Source organism: Pseudomonas sp. M20 (genome assembly GCF_045037865.1).
Classification (GTDB): Bacteria; Pseudomonadota; Gammaproteobacteria; order Pseudomonadales; family Pseudomonadaceae; genus Aquipseudomonas.
In genome coordinates this window covers 2,519,291-2,535,350 of the sequence record NZ_CP173611.1, presented here as the reverse complement: position 1 = coordinate 2,535,350, position 16,060 = coordinate 2,519,291, and the positions used below count along the sequence as shown (strand labels likewise).

Here is a 16,060-nt window from a genome sequence, read left to right as displayed (position 1 = left end):
CCATCAGGCACTGCTTGCCGGCCGTCCGACGCGCAAGCCCAGCCTGACTTGCCGCAGGTAATCCTGGCGGTTGTAAGGGTTGGCCAGGGTGCGCTCCCGTCGAGGCGCGGTACCCGCGATCGGCGTATACGTGGCCAGTTGGCTCTCCATAAAACCGAGGCCACTGGTGACATCGGGTATCTGGTGTTGCAACTTGTAGATTCGCGTGGTGACGATCGAGCCTTCGATCCGCGCGGTCTCTGCGTCCAGCGTGGTGCCATGGATTGTGGCTCCAGCCTTGGCCAGCAAACCATGAACCGCGCTGCTCATGGCCGCCGGCACTTCGATGCTGAATTGGCTGCGTGGCTCGCAGACCTCGGTGCCGGCGCGAGTGATCGCTGCTGCCAGTACCAGCGGTGTGAGGTGTCGAAAATCAGCCGCAGTGCTTGAGGGCGATGCATAGTCGACGGTGGTCAATGTCACCTCGCAATCGTGAACCATCCAGCCGCACGGGCCTTCCTTGAGACTCTCGAAGACGGATTCTTCGATCGCTTTGTAGAAACTCGTCGGCATCAGCCCTGCATGGGCCTGCCGAATAAACGTGAGCCCCGAGCCCGCGGCCCCTGGACTGACACGAATACCGACGGTGGCGAGAAACGGGTTGTCGGGTTCATCGATAGATTCCTGGGCTTGACCAGGCGCTTGCAGGGTTTCAACGCAGATCGCCGAGCTTTCCTCGAAGACCGCCTCTATGGCGCACTCCTCTTGCAACGTGGCCTGGATGATTTCCTTTTGCACCTCGCCGTACAGCGAGACGAACATTTGCCCTGCTGGATTTCGACGCAAATCGATCAGCGGGTCCTGTTCTGCCAGCAGGCTCAAGGCTTCCCAGAGGGCTTTGGTCTGCGCTGGCAAAGCGGCTGAAACATGGGTTTCGATCGCCGGTGGGGTAAAGGTGTGCGAGGCGGTGTTTCGTTCTTTGCACGCGCCGATCCGATCACCGATGCGCACGCCTTCAAGCCCGCTGATACAAGCGATCTGGCCTGCGCGGGCGAGGGTTGCCGGTTGCAGACCGCCGCTCTCGGAGACCTGAATGGCGGTGATTCTGCTGGTGCCTTGCGGCGTCTCGATTGATTGGCGTACGTGCAGCGTGCCGGCCTGGACGCAAACATGAAAACGCCGGTGCCCACCCCAGCCCCGGTCGATTTTGAATACCGAGGCGAGCACGGGCGCCTCGGCATCGTGACATTTGGCCGGGGCCAACCGCGTGAGCGTCTCGATCATCTGTGCGACACCTACTCCAGTAATGGCGGACCCGGCAAACACCGGATTGATCAGTCCTCTGCCCAGTTGCTCGCGCACTGCTTGCTCAAGACGCGAACCGTCGATTGTTTGCGCCGCCGTCACGTAGTCGTGCAACAACGTCTCATCGTGTTCGCACAACACGTCCAGCCACTGTGAAGTGACCTCGGCTGACGCCGGGTCAATGCGCTCGACCGTCGCCTGCGCCGTTCCGGTCTCGTGCACAGCGTACAAGGCCAGCGGGCGACTCTTGAGTTGTACTTCGAGAGCCTCCAGAACGCGCAGAAAATCGGCGCCTTTCCGATCAACCTTGTTGATGAAGAACACATGAGGTATCGCCATGCGTTGCAGGGCATTGACCAGTACTCGGGTTTGCGCCTGAACTCCCTCGACGGCCGACACCACGACGACGGCGAGGTCCAGCAAGGCAAGCGTACGCTCCACTTCGGCAATGAAATCCGGGTGTCCGGGGGTGTCCAGCAGATTGACCAGCAGGTGGTTGAACTCGAACGAGGCCACGGCGGATTTGATCGTGATGCCGCGCTCCCGCTCCAGCAGCAGGTTGTCGGTGCAGGTGTTGCCCGAATCCACACTGCCCAGGCGCAGACGCGCACCGGCATCGAACAGGATCCGTTCGGTAAGGCTGGTCTTGCCGGCATCGACGTGCGCGAGGATTCCCAGATTAAGGGACTTCATGGTTGATCGCTCCTGATCATACGGCTGACGAGGCGGTTGTCGGCCGGTCGAACTCCATTCGAATGCGCTGTCTCACGGCGGATACTTCCAGTTACCACCGCTGACGGTTGTTTAAACTAGTTGAGGTTTGCAGGTGCGTCAATTCACCACGGAATGTTGCAATTTGTTTCTGCTGTACCTTTCAACGCGGAAGGTGCCGAAATCGCGAGGCGCGACGGCGGGTAACTTTCTGTACACCGTCAAAAATCGCAAAAAACATGATCGGGTTATTTTTCATTTAAACCATTGATACACGTCGAAAAACGCCATTGGAACTAACTAGAAGGTTCGTTTTAACCTGGCAAGTGCCTTTCACAAACTTTCTTGACGTATCTTCGGATGACAGCTAAATCTTACGGCGCTGCAATTTGCAGCAAACTTTAAATCACATGGAGATAGTGAAATGATCAAATATCAAAGCGTACAAAATCGGATGCTGTCGGCGCTGTTCATCCTCTGAGAAGCGGTAACTTTTATTCCGGTCGTGTTGAAAGACTTGGCTGCGAATGAAGTAACGGAATCGCATGGATACTCCATGCATACTTTCAAAAAAGGAGCTTCAACATGATTAAGTTCAATAGCGTACAGAACCGAATTCTTTCGGCACTGTTCATCCTCTGATTGTCCGCTGTACACAAGATACCGGTGTCTTGTGAGGTACGGCCGAAGCGTTGCTTCGGCCGTATTTAATCTCGACAGCGCAGTTTCTACATGTCATTAGGGAAAGTGATATGCACAGCAAATTGGACGATGCGTTTTCGCGCGCCGTGTTTTTCTATGATGACTCAGGCGCTCATCCGACGAATTGGTCGCGCTCCGTGTGTGCGGGGCTGGCGGAACAGAACTTCGATGAGGTGCCTTACCGGGTGCCTCAACTGCTTGAACCCTCGACGTTGATTGAAGTGGCGCAGCGCCACGCCATAGGTGTCGACGAACTGGAGTTTTTTTCCTACCCGATGGATGGCCCGGTGACCAAGGTCAAGTGGTTGGCCGACATGCTGGAGTGGGCCCCTCCAGTGCAGAAATTGAGCCTCGCGCAATGTCTGGCCGCCAGTTGCAGGTACCGCTACGCCAATCAGGTCCTGACGAAAATCCCTTACGAGGCACTGTTTCCCGACCAGCGTGTGACATTTCATCTGACCCGGTTCGCCATCCAGAACCGTCTTGAAATGACCACATCGCATCAGGAAGACTTCACTGCGCTCAAAGCATTGCTGCAGGCTCAGCGTATGCCACCGTCGCGGGTTCTGGACGTTTGCTCGCAGGCGATTGTCTGGAAATTGAAAGGCGACTCCATCGATGATGAGCTGAACAAATGGTTCATCGACGCTGGCGAAAAGGCTGCCCGGCAGATTGCCTCGAGCGACGCGCCGGTGGATCTGGTTTCGCTGTCATCGTTCTATCGCGGACTGGCCATGGTGCCGGCAGCCCGGGGCGATGTGGCAACCACGCGGCAATACATGCTGCTGGCCGAAGAATATGCCGATGCCGTCATACGTGGTGAAAAAGGCGCGAGTATCCCGGCAAGGGAAGCGCGCAAGACTGTTTATGAATCCAAGCTCAAGGAAATGCTCTATGTCGCCCGCGACATCGAGAGCGCCCGCCAGGTGGCTGACGAGTTGATCGCCTACGATCCCCACTGGAGCATCTCCTACCACGAGGCTGCCGAGATCGAAGTCAAGGATCAGCAATGGCAGCGTGCGTTGCAACGTTACCAGCAAGCTTACGATATCGGTTTTCCACGAGTGACTTACTCGCAGTACATGATGGGTGCCTGTCATCAGCAAATGGGCAACTTCGATCAGGCATTGGCGGCATTCAAGGACACCCTGTCGCTGGACAATACCAATATATCCGCAGGCGTCGCCGGTTATGGGGTGGCCCGAGAACATGTTCCAGAACAGTTGCCTTACTTCAAGTCCTGCATCGACCGCTGGCATGCTGACGGTATATTGCCCGACGAATATCGAGGGTTAGTCCAATGAGCGTCGCACTCGACAAGATCAGGATAGTCGCTGTCGATCATATTCAACTGGACGTCGCTGACATTGAAGAGAGTCGCGATTTTTATGCGCGAGTGTTTGGCTTCGAAGTCAAGGAAGTGGGTATTCGCGCATTTACTCGCTGGATGACGATCGGGGCCAATGAAACACTTTATTTATGCATGCATGAATATGCAGAAGGTCGCGGCGTAAAAAACGATGGTCTTGAAATTACTCACTTCGGGATTTTGGTGGAGGACTTTGATCGAGTATTGACGCAACTTCGCGATCATGGCGTCAAGTTGCTGCCAGACTATGAAGTTCAATATCATTCTTCACGTTCCGTTTATTTTATTGACCCTAACGGTTACAAGGTCGAAATTTCCGAGAAGTACGGCGGCGGTATCGAAAGTGCCAGGTACACCTCATGCTGAGCGCTACCTCGGATCGCGCGGCACCCGGAACGGTGTATGCGCAGCACCTGCTAAGCACCTGGTACAAAAACAACCAGGCGCTGCGCAGTCACAGACCCTGGCGGGAAAGCTCGCACAAGGACTGGCAGGCTCCTCCGACTTTTCAACGCACGGTGTCCTGCGACGAGAGGGTTTGGAGCATTCCCGGCAGGATCGCTGATGACCGGATTCTGTTCGGCTGCTGGGATAACAGCTTGCAGTGCGTACGCTTGAGTGACGGCGAGCCACAGTGGCGGTTTGCGACTCAGGGACCGGTCTACAGCTCGCCAGCCGTGTCGGCAGACGGCAGTTTCGTCGTGGGCTGCGAGGACCATCTGCTACGTCGCATCTCCCGTGACGGCGAATGCCTGTGGACGTTTCAGGCGCAGGGGCCGTTTCACGCCAGCCCGACCATCGACTCGGCCAGGGATATCGTCTACGCCGGCAGCTACGACCATACGCTCTACGCCGTCGATCATGCTTCGGGCACGTTGCTGTGGAAGCAATCCTTCGACGATCAGGTTGAGGACGACCTCTACAGTTCACCGGCACTGGACGGGAACGGCAATGTCATCGTCGGTACGGACAATGTGCTGATGTGCTTCAGCCCCGAAGGCGAGGAGCGCTGGAGAATCACCGAAACCAGCCGGTTTGAAGGCACTGCTGCGATCGACCATGCCTCGGGACGCGGGATCATCGGCACCGAAGTCGACGGCAAGATCATTGTCTTCAATGCTGCCGACGGCACGGTGCTGCAGCAATTTCACACCGACGGTTTCGTGGTGTCCTGCCCGAGCCTGTCGCCCGAAGGTGTGGCGTATGTCGGCAGCAATGACGGTCACGTGTACGGCATTGATCTGCACAGCCTGAAGATGTTGTGGCGGGTCAATCTCGCCTGCGAATTCCGCTACACACCCTTTACCGTGCTGCCAAGCGGCGACGCGTTGTTCGTTGGCACCGACGAGCGCTTGCACTGCCTGGCCCAACATAGCGGACAAACCTTGTGGCAACTGGAGCACGACACGGGATTTCATTCCTCGCCGTTGCTCACGGATGATGGGCACCTGGTGATTGGCTCGCACCGTAACGCTGTGCATTTTTATCAATGGATCCGCTAGCGTGGATCGAACCCCGGCAGTAAACAGGAGTGTTGGATGAGTCACGAACAGGAAGTCGAGACGCTCTTCGACGAATGGGCCATCGAGGATGGCGCGGTGGACATGGCCCGCGAGCATTGGGCGCGGGTCGAACCGGTATTGTCCGCGCTTGAACCCTCTACAGGTCGCTACCTGGAGATCGGTCCGGGCAACGGATATGCCCTGGAGTATATGGCCCGCTCGAAGTTTCCCAACGGCTATTGCCGGGCTGTGGAGCTCAGTCAGGAAATGGCGATTATTTGCCAAACCAAGGTCAAGAACTACGACAACGTCGACATCGATGTCGAAAGCTTCATGAACTGGCAGCCGCCGGCGGGCATGCAGTTTGATCTGATATTTTCCATGGAGGTGTTCTATTACTTCGAAGACATCACCGCCGCCATCGAAAAAGCCGCCGGCCTGCTGGCGCCCGGTGGCGAGCTGATTGTCATGGTGGACTATTACGAAGAAAGCGAAGAGTCGCAGGGATGGGAGCAAGAGCTGGAGGTCAAGCTGACACGCTGGCCACGAAGCCGATACCTCGAAGCCTTCAAAGCGGCGGGCCTGCAAGGTGTCAGCCAAGAGGAAAAAAGTGGTGGCGTGCAAGAGCATGGCGTAACGCTGTGCACCCGAGGTACAAAAACCTCGACAGGCGTAGCCGCGTGACGCAGCGCAAAAAACCATTGCCGCGGTCGCCAGGTGTAGCGGGTGAGCCATGCGCGTTGCCGGGAAGGCGCCGGTGATTTCCCATCTGGATCACGTCGTCTACCCTGTGTCGCAAGGCCTGTTCGATGAGGTCATCGGCCAGTTTGCCCGTGCAGGCTTCACGGCGCATACGCGACAAGTGCGTCACGATGATGGCCGCGTCAGCGCATTCTTCCGGTTGAGTGGCGGGTATCTGGAGTTCTGCTCGGGCAATCTGGATGGGAGCGATCGAGGTTGTTCAATCTGGCTGTGTTCAACGGATCTGGTGGCACATCTGGCGTGCCTTTTGCCGTCGCAACGCGCGGCCCTGTCCATGTCGGCCAAGGCTCCGGCGGGGGAGACGGCGCCGGCCTGGCTGATCGCCAACGTACCCACTGGCAGTACGGACGATGTCAGTCTGTCGCTCATCGAGTACGTGCGCGGCATCGGTGGCGACCTTGCCACTCAAGTCTCGGATAACGGTTTGTTTGCGCTCGGCGGGGTGTCCTTGCTCTGTGCCCGGCCCGAGCAGGAACAACACCATTACTTCACACACCTGGATGACCGGATCAGCATCGCAATGGAGCCGGGACGCTTGATGATCGGCCAGCAGCGTCTGGCCTTTCTTGATCGTCAGACATTACCCGGCAACGCGTCGACCGCGCTGATGGCGGCGCCGTGTCTGGTGCACCTGATCACGGTTGACGTCGATCGGACGAAGGCGACGCTGCTGGCGGCCGGTTTCAAACTGCAAGAAGTACTCGGCCTCGGCCTGTTGGCGCAATCGAGTCTGGTGCCTGCGGTTTGCCTGGTGATCGACGACGGTTTGTCTGTGCAAGCCCATCACGATCAACTGCTGGCTCGCCGTGGCTGAGTACGCCAACATACAGGGATCGCCACCGCTACATGCTGGCGTGTTGACTGAAGTGAAGGATGCGGGATTTCAAGGAAAGGTATGTCAAAAGCAATCGAGCTGTGTGGTATCAGCAAGGTTTACGAAGTTTACCGGGCCCGTGATGACCAGTCGCGCAGCCTGCTGCGTTACTTTCGTCGCGAGAAGACGTACGTGCCGGCTGTTACGGATGTTTCCTTCTCGATAGACGCGGGTGAGGTGGTTGGCTTTCTCGGCGGTAATGGCGCGGGCAAGACCACCACGCTGAAAATGCTCTCGGGTATCGTGCGACCCAGCGCAGGGCACCTCTCGGTACTGGGCCATGACCCGTTCAAGCGGCGCGCGGAGTTTCTCAAGTCGATCGCGCTGGTCATGGGGCAAAAGCAGCAGTTGACCTGGGATCTGCCGGCGCTGGAGTCCTTCCATCTTCATGGTGCGCTATACGATATTGCGCCTGTCGAATGCAGGCGCCGGATCGATGAGCTGTGCCAGTTGCTGTCCGCCGGCGACATCATTCGGCGTCCAGTCAGGAAGCTGTCGTTGGGCGAACGGATGAAATGCGAGCTCATTCTTTCGCTGCTGCATCGCCCGAGTATCCTGTTTCTCGACGAGCCGACCATCGGCCTTGACCTGGAAATGCAGGTCGCCATTCGCAAATTCCTCCTCGAGTACAACCGCGAGTCTGGCGCCACGATCATTCTCACCTCCCATTACATGGCGGACATCGAGGCATTGGCCAACCGCGTCATTGTGCTGGACCAAGGACGCGTGGTGTTCGATGGCGCACGTCAGGCACTGGTCAAGGCGCACGTCAACGAACGCCAGGTCAGCCTGCGCTTTTCCTCGCAAGTCGGCAGCGACGAACTGAGCGTTTACGGCACTCTGCTCAGCCTGGACAGTGAAAGCGCCGAGCTGCTGGTGCCTGAAGAGCAGTTCGCCGCCACCGTGGCGCAACTGCTGGCGAACTTTCCGGTGACGGACATCTCGATCCAGACGCCATCCCTGGAGCAGGCGTTTCCGCGCCTGTTGCTGCCAAAGGAGCACGCGTGATGGTTGCTCTGGCTTCGTGGCCCGGCATCGCCGGGCGCCTGCTGCGCACAAGCGTGCTGGTGACGGTGGTCTACCGGGCGCAGTTGTTTGTCTGGTTGATCAGCGGCGTTGCACCGTTGTTCATGATGATGATCTGGTGGGAGCTGTCTCGGGACAAGGTCATCGGCGGCTATGCGCCCAGTGATTTCGTAGCGTATTTCCTCGGCATCTATCTGGTCAGACAGCTGACTGCCGTATGGGTCATCTTCGTTTTGAACGACGAAATCCGCCAAGGCACGCTGTCCGGTCGCCTGCTGAAACCGGTCGCACCTTTCTGGTTTCATGTGGCGGAGCATTTGGGGCAGATGGTGGTGCGCGCACCGATCGTCATCACCGTGTTCTGCATCGGGGCCTCGTTGTTTGCCATCGACCTGGCAGCGGTCGCCTGGCGATTACCGTTGTTCCTCGTCTCGCTGGTGCTGGCCTGGATCATTATTTTCCATATCTATTACTGCGTCGGCCTGCTTGCGTTCTGGATGGCCAATTCGCTGGCGCTGGATGCAATGGTCTGGTCGATGTACACGGTGCTGGGCGGCATGCTGATTCCGGTCGACCTGTTTCCCGAAGCGACCCGTCATCTGGTGGCGTTGCTGCCGTTTTCTGCCTCACTGGATTTTCCGGTCAAGGTATTGATCGGCAAGGCGGCCGACGGCGATCTGCTGCAGGGTTTCGCGGTGCAGCTGTTCTGGGTGGTGCTGCTGGTGGGGCTGCGCCGAAGGCTGTGGCGCCAAGGGTTGAAGCGTTTTTCGGGGGCCGGCATATGAACCTGCGACCGTTGAAAGTGCTGCTGGCCCTGATCAGGCATTCGATGCTTGCGGAGTTGGAATTTCGTATCAATGCCGTCACCAATGCCCTGAACACGGTGGTCGGGATGCTCCTGGCGCTGTACTTCCTCGATGCCATGTTCAGCGAAGTCGGAAGTCTGGGGGGCTGGAACCTGCATCAGGTACTCGCGCTGTTCGGCGTGGCCCTGGTGCTGGAAGGTTTGCTTGAGGTCTGGCTGTTTCCCAGCCTGCACGCGCTGTCGGAGCAAGTGCGCACCGGGGATCTGGACTACATGCTGGTGCGCCCGGTCGACAGCCAGTTTCTGGTGTCATGCTCGAAAATCAGCCTTTGGGAACTGCCTCGTGTATTGATCGGGCTTGCGGTCGTTGTGTATGCGATGCACAGCGAAGGTGCGCTAGGGGTGGGCAATCTCGCGGCGTTTCTAGGGTTGATGGCGGCAGGAGTGGCGATCTTCTACTCGTTGTTTCTGATCACCTGCACCTTGTCGATCTGGTTTGTGAAGATTGGTGATGTCTGGATCATCAGCTACACGCTCATGGAGATCGCGCGGTTTCCGGTCACGGCGTTTCCGCAGACGATCCGCATGGTCCTGACCTTTCTGGTCCCGGTGTATTTCGTTTCGAATGTCCCGGTAGCAGCGGCCATGGGCATGGTCGGCTGGCAGGAGGTCATGGGCGCGCTGCTTTTTGCCGTCGCGTTTATTTGTCTGTCACGGGTGTTCTGGCTGTTTGCGCTGCGTTCCTACAGCAGTGCCAGCAGCTAGCGTTTGAGCCGCCGCGCAACTGGATGCGCGGCAATTGCGATCGTCCACACAGGGAAGTTCTCGATGAGTCGTTATTCCGGGCCTGTTTTCGATGCGCACGTGCATACCGAATTTGCGCGGGCGGACAGTCTGCAAGCTTTCAAGGCGCTGCAAGCGCGCTTCGACATCCGCGCATCCGTAACGGATTCGCATAACCCCGGTTGCGATGCCGGGCAGTTGCAGGCGCTGGGCGTGACCAGGTGCGCGGTCATCGCTCAGCCTGAGTGGTCGCCAGAGTCGCTGGCGCAGGACCTGGCGTGCGGTGTCTATGGGGCCATCAAAATCAATCTGGGATTCATGCATGTGCATGCTGACGATCACAGGCTCATGCCGCTGTACACCCTGGCGCGTCAGTTTGATGTCCCGGTGCTGTTCCACAGTGGTGACACAGGCTGGCATCGCTCCAAGCTCAAGTACGCCCACCCGCTCAGCCTGGACGAGGTCATCGTCGACCATCCGGACGTGAATTTCGTTCTGGTTCACAGCGCTAACCCGTGGTTTACCGATGCCGCTGTGCTGGCGGCGAAAAACCACAACGTCTGGCTCGAACTCAGTTCGATCATCGAAGGGTCGCTAAGCGACGTTTCGCAAGCCACGCTTGGTCGGTTGATGGTCGAACCGATCCGCTGGATGCTCGATTACACCGGCAAACCGGAGCGGTTCCTCTTCGGTTCGGGCTGGCCCAGCGTCGATTACCCTGGGTACGTTGCCGCGTGCGCCAGTGCCATCGACGAGCAGCACCACCGGCAGGTGTTCTTTGACAACGCCGCACGGCTGTTCAAGTGGCCGGGCGAAGGGGAGCCGACATGCGACGCGCGCTCCTGAAAAAAGCCAGGCAAAAAAACGCTCGCGCTCCGGTCTTTCGCGGTTACCTGAAAAACAAGCTCCATGCGGCAGCGCTCGCCGAAGTTTGTCGGACCTTGTCCAGCGCCCGTTTTGCCGGGCGCGGGGCAGGGGAACCCGGTGCGTGGCGAGCATCACTGTGGATTGCGCGAAAAGTCCGAGCGCTAGGGTTGACGCCCTGGCAGGGCCGCCGGGGCCTGTTCCAGTCAGTCCCCCTCGGTTGCGCCACGGTGCGATCCGATGCGAAAAGCTGCCGGACGATCATTCAGGGTGATACCCGCTACAACCTCGAACAGGACGATGAACTGCTGATCCGCTCACAGCAAACCAGGGTTTCGCTCGACCACGCGCCTTTGGTGTTTGTCGGCTATGGCATTGTCGCAGCGCAGTTTGACTGGGACGATTACGCCGGACTGGATGTCGTTGGCAAAGTGGTCGTGGTGTTGCCCAACGATCCCGGACGCAACAGCCCGGAAGGCGAACTGTTCCTCGGCCAACGCATGAGTTACTACGGGCGCTGGGAGTACAAATACGAGGAAGCGGCCCGCCAAGGTGCGGCGGGCGTAATCATCGTCCACACCGATGAACTGTTCGGCAGCGCGTTTCATCTGGTGCAGGACGAAATGCGCCGGCCGTTTCGCTTTCTTCCGCAAGCGGTGCGCAGTCGGCTGGATTTCGAAGGGTTCTGCAGCGAAAGGTTCGCACGGCGATTGCTAGCTGACGGCGGTGTTGACCTTGATGCATTCATCGCCGCACCCAGGCCAATGGCGGGGCGCCTGTGCCGTCTCGATGCACACCTGCAACTGCGGCTCGATTGCGACATTGGCATCCGGCATTGTCGGAATGTGCTGGCGATGCAAAAGGGCCGACTGTTTCCCCGCCAATGTGTCCTGTTCTGCGCGCACCTGGATCACCTAGGCAAAACCGCCGACGGCAGCGGTTATTACCCGGGCGCTGTCGATAACGCGATCGGTGTGGCGGTCTTGCTTGAGCTGGCCAGACGTCTGGCCGACTCCACGCCGCTGCGGCGCACGGTACTCTTTGCCTGGACGTCTGCTGAAGAGGTCGGCATGCACGGTTCCGCACGGGTCGCACAGTTGATCCGCGAGACGGGGCTGGAGGTGGTGGCGGCGCTTAACGTCGATGGTTTCGTACCGATTGGCAGAACCCGTGATCTGTTTCTGGTGGACGGCGATCAGTCCGATTTGCCCAATGCCTTTGTCAGTGCCGCCCACACCCTGGGGCGCACAATCAGTCTCGATGAAGAGCCTTCGGCGGGATATTTTTTCCGCTCCGATCAGGCGAGTTTTGCCAGGATTGATATCCCCACGGTGCAGGTGAGCACCGGCAGCGACTTGCTCAAAGGAGGCGTTGAGGAAGGCATGAAGCGGCATGATTTCTATGACTCGAATACCTACCACCACACATCCGATAGGTTCAACCGCTACTGGGATTTTGCCAGCGTCATTGCCGATGTCGACGTCCTTGACGAAACCCTGCATCTGCTCGGCGATTCTTCAATGCGTCCGGCGCTGCGCAGGCGTTAAAGGCCGGGCTATCGACCTTGCATGCAATGATGGCAATATGGCAGCTACTGGAGAGGTAGCATTCGGCGCGAAGCGAAGCCGGATGTCATGCGTATAGGGACGAGGAATATGGCTTCGATTCAAATGGATGGTGAGGACAAGACCGCAAAGATCAGCGACTGGGCGATTCGCTGGAGCGACAGGGACGCATTTCTGCAGCTGACCTGTCATTATCCCTCCAGAAAAAAAGACACCCGCCCGCTCAGTGATTGTCTGGTTTCGCCCACCCGCGAGTTGACCAATGTCTTGCTGCACAAGCGCGGCAGCACGATCGTCAAGCCCATTGCCAACGCTACGATTTACGGCGAACGCTATGCTGTTGTGCACTATCCGGGCAGCAAAAAGCCCTATGTCTACAAGATGGACGGCATTGGCTTTTCCGTTCCGACACCGATGAAGGACACGCCGGTCTTCCGCTATTTCAATACAGTGGCGAACGCCCGAAAGGATCACGCTGCGTCGCAGACTGATCGTGAGATTGCCGACAATGTGCTGCGCCAACTCGAAGCTCTGCCCGCCATCGCTGGCACTGCTTTGCAAGCCTACTGTACGGGGCGCAACGGCACGCTGGCTCCGGGGCAGGGGCTCATCTATCCGTTCGGGCTCAATGAGAGTCAGCTTCAGGCAGTCGAGCGGGCGTTCAGCGCGCAAGTCAGCGTGATCGAGGGTCCGCCAGGAACCGGCAAGACCCAGACGATCCTCAACATCCTCGCCAATATTCTGTTACGTGGGCAGACGGTAGCGGTGTTGTCCAACAACAATGCTGCCGTGGAAAACGTCTACGAAAAGCTGGAGAAATACGGCCTGGGCCACTTGGTCGCCAAGCTTGGCAACCAAGACAAACGCCAGGCCTTCTTCGCCGACTTGCCTGCGTGGCCATCAAGTCTGCCCGAGCCAGCACTGTCCCTGGATGAGATCCAGGCCTTGCTGGCCCGCTTGAAGCAGCACCTGCAAGACCACAACAGGGCGGCGCAACTGCAAATCGAGCTGGACGAGCTGGTCATCGAGCGGCGCTACCTGCAGCAGTGGCAGGCAGAAAGCGAGGTGCAGGCCAACGGTTCGCTCGACAAGTACGGCCTGACACCGCGCAAGACGGCGGACCTCATGGCCTACCTGGCTTACCTCGGCGAGCAGCGCATTCATCTCAAAGACCGTATCGAGCTACTGTTCAAATTCAGGATCTTTCGCACCAGGCCATTCGCCGACGCCGAGGCGCGGATGGCCGTTTTCCATGCACTGCAAATGCATTATTACGACAAGTCGCTGCGGGACAAGGAAGCGCAGTTGCGGGCGTGCCGTGAAACGTTGGCACGCGCGAATTTCACGGCGCTGCTGAAAGAACTGACAACCGCATCGATGCAGCATCTCAAGCACCACCTGCAACTTCAGGTACCGCCGTCGGACAGCTTCGATGTCAAAACTTACCGCAGGCATTTCGATGCCTTCCTGCAGCGCTTCCCTATCCTTGGCAGCGGCACGCACTCGATCGTCAATTCGATCGCGCCGGGAGCGGTCCTCGACTACGTGATCATCGATGAAGCCTCTTTGCAGGACATCGTGCCGGGCATCCTGCCACTGGGTTGCGCCAAGAACCTGATCGTCGTGGGTGACAACCGCCAGTTGCCGCATATCCCCGTAGCATTGGGGCTTCAAGCGCGCGCCGAGGCCTACGATTGCGAGCGCTACAGCTTGCTGGACTCGTGCATTGCCGTGTTCCAGGACGCGCTGCCCAGAACCTTGCTGAAAGAACATTACCGCTGCCACCCCCGGATCATTCAGTTCTGCAACCAGCAGTTTTACGACAATGCACTGGTGCCGATGACCGAGGACAACGGCGAAGAGCCCCTGCGACTGGTGGTGACCGCCAAGGGCAACCACGCCAGGCAGAACACCAACCTTCGGGAACTGGACTCCCTGCTGAAGGTGCTTGAGGAGGAGGGGCAGCCCATCGGAATAGACGGCGAGGGCCGAGGTTACATTGCCCCGTTCAGGGCACAAGTCAATTTGTCCGGCACGCACTTGCCGACGGATTTCGTCAAGGACACCGTGCACAAGTTTCAGGGGCGCGAGTGTGATGAAATCGTGTTCTCCAGCGTGCTCGACAAGAAACGCTACAACCAGGCGCGAACACGCCTGGATTTTGTCGACGACCCCTGCATGATCAACGTGGCCGTTTCGCGGGCCAAACATCGCTTCACTCTGGTGACCGGGGACGAGGTGTTCACGGACAACAATGGCCACATCGCCGCGCTGATCCGCTACATCAGCTATTACGCGCAGGATGAGCAGATCGTACGCGCGCCGGTGGTGTCGGCATTCGACTTGCTGTACCGCGAGTACGACCAGTCTCTGGCACGACTGGATGCCCGCTTGCGGCCCGAGGATTCACGCTACAAGTCCGAGCAGATCGTGGCACAGTTGCTGCGCGAAGCGCTGTCCGCCCCGGCGTGCCAGGCATTGAAGTTCCACACACAGATCCAGCTGGATAAGCTTGCATCGCCGGCTGGCCTCGACTGGACGGAGCCGCAGCGGGCGTTCATGCGTCGCGCCAGTTGCGATTTCGTGATCTATTTCAAAGTGGGCAAGCAACCGATAGGTGTGATCGAGGTCGATGGCGGGTACCACGACCAACCTGTGCAGGCTGCTCGGGACGCCATGAAAAATGAGATTCTGGCTAGAAGTGGCATTCCCATTCTGCGGCTGCGCACAGTTGAGAGTGACATTGAGCGCAAAGTTGGCGACTTTATCGGGCAGTGGGCCAGTCCTGCGCAGAAAGTATAAGCACCGGGGCAGAGGCCGTCAGCCCCTGAAATTCTTCTTTAACTCAAATAAAGTTTTGAAAAAATATTCAAGCTGTTTACATGGCAGAGCAGACATAGATGAAACTAAGCTCACCTGAGAAAAAATCGAAAAGAATAGTCGTTAAAATTATAGTGACTTTGCTTTTTGGTGCATGGCTTAGTTATGCATTTTGGTCTGTCGGCATTTCTGCACGAACAGTTTTAATGCCTGAAGTCCACGAGTGGCAGACGTATTTGCTGATAAGCGCTATTGCTGGACTTGTTGCGGCGGGTCGAACTATGCACAGGCGCCCTGACGGTAACACCGCAAGAAAAGTTTTCGATTCTTTTATTGGTTGGTTTTGCTTAGGTTTGATTTTATCTGTAAATAGTTATGATGCCGCCGCCTACCTTATGCCTGGCGAGATCATTGAATATGAATCCGCCTATGAAATAACCTATCCTGGCCCTTCCTCTTCAAGGTTCGGTCATTGCGAGGCAGGATTATGGATCGTAGATTCACGCACGCACCGAAAAATTAAGCTTTGTACGAATAAAGCGGACTTGAATGAAAAAATAAAACAAGGCACGAATGCTGTGTGGGTGAGGGCCCGAGCAAGCAAAATAGGTAGCTACATCGTCGGCTATACATTTTTCCATAAGTAAAGCCACTATAGGAATAACGCTTTCGATCGCCGCTTCGATAATGCGCAGAGAACGCCTTAAGCAAGGGGTTCGGGCAGAAGCCGAGGTTTGCCCTACAGCGAGTAGAAGCAAGAAGATCAGGAGTTAAACAGTGCATTGTACCTGCAGTGGCAGAAGCGATCTGGTAGAGATTGGTCAGCATTACACGGCGTTTGTCGCAGGAATGCGCTGCCTTGCAACGGCGGACTGGGTCAAACTATTGCAATGCCCCGAGTGTGGGCAGCTTTGGCGCACCGATGAGTGGGATAAGTATCAAACCCTGTACGCCCGCAAGTTGGACTCGCCCGAAGGCTGGGAATCAGTTGAT

At 57.7% G+C, this 16,060-nt stretch carries 13 protein-coding genes; 12 read left to right on the top strand and 1 reads right to left on the bottom strand.

All coding sequences use genetic code 11. The annotated features are described in order from the left end of the window. Nucleotides 1-3 precede the first annotated feature (3 nt). A complete protein-coding gene (locus ACI514_RS11330) occupies nucleotides 4-1,977 on the bottom strand; it encodes a GTP-binding protein (protein ID WP_405123828.1) in 1,974 nt (657 codons plus the stop codon). Nucleotides 1,978-2,747: 770 nt separating this feature from the next. Between ACI514_RS11330 and ACI514_RS11325 the strand changes: the two genes are divergently transcribed. From ACI514_RS11325 to ACI514_RS11270, 12 genes are all read left to right on the top strand, one after another. Next, on the top strand, nucleotides 2,748-4,001 hold the full coding sequence (locus ACI514_RS11325) for a M48 family metallopeptidase (protein ID WP_160057765.1): 1,254 nt from the start codon (nucleotides 2,748-2,750) through the stop codon (nucleotides 3,999-4,001). After that, a complete protein-coding gene (locus tag ACI514_RS11320; RefSeq protein WP_160057766.1) occupies nucleotides 3,998-4,432 on the top strand; it encodes a VOC family protein in 435 nt (144 codons plus the stop codon). The genes ACI514_RS11325 and ACI514_RS11320 overlap by 4 nt, the downstream gene beginning before the upstream one ends. Further along, nucleotides 4,426-5,568: a PQQ-binding-like beta-propeller repeat protein gene (locus ACI514_RS11315; RefSeq protein ID WP_160057767.1), complete on the top strand. Its 1,143-nt coding sequence runs from the start codon at nucleotides 4,426-4,428 to the stop codon at nucleotides 5,566-5,568. The genes ACI514_RS11320 and ACI514_RS11315 overlap by 7 nt, the downstream gene beginning before the upstream one ends. A gap of 36 nt (nucleotides 5,569-5,604) precedes the next feature. Beyond that, nucleotides 5,605-6,252, top strand: coding sequence for a class I SAM-dependent methyltransferase (locus ACI514_RS11310; RefSeq protein ID WP_405123827.1), 648 nt, complete (start codon nucleotides 5,605-5,607; stop codon nucleotides 6,250-6,252). A 49-nt stretch (nucleotides 6,253-6,301) separates the two neighbouring features. Beyond that, on the top strand, nucleotides 6,302-7,144 hold the full coding sequence (locus tag ACI514_RS11305) for a hypothetical protein (protein WP_405123826.1): 843 nt from the start codon (nucleotides 6,302-6,304) through the stop codon (nucleotides 7,142-7,144). A gap of 81 nt (nucleotides 7,145-7,225) precedes the next feature. Continuing rightward, a complete protein-coding gene (locus ACI514_RS11300; protein ID WP_160057770.1) occupies nucleotides 7,226-8,212 on the top strand; it encodes an ATP-binding cassette domain-containing protein in 987 nt (328 codons plus the stop codon). Continuing rightward, entirely contained in the window at nucleotides 8,212-9,015 is an 804-nt protein-coding gene (locus ACI514_RS11295; RefSeq protein WP_160057771.1) for an ABC-2 family transporter protein, read from the top strand. Before ACI514_RS11300 ends, ACI514_RS11295 begins: the two co-directional genes overlap by 1 nt. After that, the gene (locus tag ACI514_RS11290) at nucleotides 9,012-9,800 is read left to right on the top strand and encodes an ABC transporter permease (protein ID WP_405123825.1); all 789 of its coding nucleotides are present in this window, start codon (nucleotides 9,012-9,014) and stop codon (nucleotides 9,798-9,800) included. The genes ACI514_RS11295 and ACI514_RS11290 overlap by 4 nt, the downstream gene beginning before the upstream one ends. Before the next feature lie 63 nt (nucleotides 9,801-9,863). Next, a complete protein-coding gene (locus ACI514_RS11285) occupies nucleotides 9,864-10,664 on the top strand; it encodes an amidohydrolase family protein (protein ID WP_160057773.1) in 801 nt (266 codons plus the stop codon). Between the two features lie 188 nt (nucleotides 10,665-10,852). Then, nucleotides 10,853-12,229 carry a M20/M25/M40 family metallo-hydrolase gene (locus ACI514_RS11280; RefSeq protein WP_405123824.1) on the top strand — a complete coding sequence of 459 codons (1,377 nt, stop codon included), beginning with the start codon at nucleotides 10,853-10,855 and terminating at the stop codon, nucleotides 12,227-12,229. A 108-nt stretch (nucleotides 12,230-12,337) separates the two neighbouring features. Then, nucleotides 12,338-15,049 carry an AAA domain-containing protein gene (locus ACI514_RS11275; protein WP_405123823.1) on the top strand — a complete coding sequence of 904 codons (2,712 nt, stop codon included), beginning with the start codon at nucleotides 12,338-12,340 and terminating at the stop codon, nucleotides 15,047-15,049. A gap of 98 nt (nucleotides 15,050-15,147) precedes the next feature. Then, a complete protein-coding gene (locus tag ACI514_RS11270) occupies nucleotides 15,148-15,714 on the top strand; it encodes a hypothetical protein (RefSeq protein ID WP_405123822.1) in 567 nt (188 codons plus the stop codon). The last annotated feature ends 346 nt before the right edge of the window (nucleotides 15,715-16,060 follow it).

What these genes read in the sequence shown, in the direction of transcription:
- ACI514_RS11315 (WP_160057767.1), top strand. Translation starts at nt 4,426, where the DNA reads ATGCTGAGCGCTACCTCGGATCGCGCGGCACCCGGAACGGTGTATGCG.
- ACI514_RS11300 (WP_160057770.1), top strand. Translation starts at nt 7,226, where the DNA reads ATGTCAAAAGCAATCGAGCTGTGTGGTATCAGCAAGGTTTACGAAGTT.
- ACI514_RS11270 (WP_405123822.1), top strand. Translation starts at nt 15,148, where the DNA reads ATGAAACTAAGCTCACCTGAGAAAAAATCGAAAAGAATAGTCGTTAAA.
- ACI514_RS11325 (WP_160057765.1), top strand. Translation starts at nt 2,748, where the DNA reads ATGCACAGCAAATTGGACGATGCGTTTTCGCGCGCCGTGTTTTTCTAT.
- ACI514_RS11305 (WP_405123826.1), top strand. Translation starts at nt 6,302, where the DNA reads ATGCGCGTTGCCGGGAAGGCGCCGGTGATTTCCCATCTGGATCACGTC.
- ACI514_RS11295 (WP_160057771.1), top strand. Translation starts at nt 8,212, where the DNA reads ATGGTTGCTCTGGCTTCGTGGCCCGGCATCGCCGGGCGCCTGCTGCGC.
- ACI514_RS11310 (WP_405123827.1), top strand. Translation starts at nt 5,605, where the DNA reads ATGAGTCACGAACAGGAAGTCGAGACGCTCTTCGACGAATGGGCCATC.
- ACI514_RS11285 (WP_160057773.1), top strand. Translation starts at nt 9,864, where the DNA reads ATGAGTCGTTATTCCGGGCCTGTTTTCGATGCGCACGTGCATACCGAA.
- ACI514_RS11290 (WP_405123825.1), top strand. Translation starts at nt 9,012, where the DNA reads ATGAACCTGCGACCGTTGAAAGTGCTGCTGGCCCTGATCAGGCATTCG.
- ACI514_RS11320 (WP_160057766.1), top strand. Translation starts at nt 3,998, where the DNA reads ATGAGCGTCGCACTCGACAAGATCAGGATAGTCGCTGTCGATCATATT.
- ACI514_RS11275 (WP_405123823.1), top strand. Translation starts at nt 12,338, where the DNA reads ATGGCTTCGATTCAAATGGATGGTGAGGACAAGACCGCAAAGATCAGC.
- ACI514_RS11330 (WP_405123828.1), bottom strand. Translation starts at nt 1,977, where the DNA reads ATGAAGTCCCTTAATCTGGGAATCCTCGCGCACGTCGATGCCGGCAAG.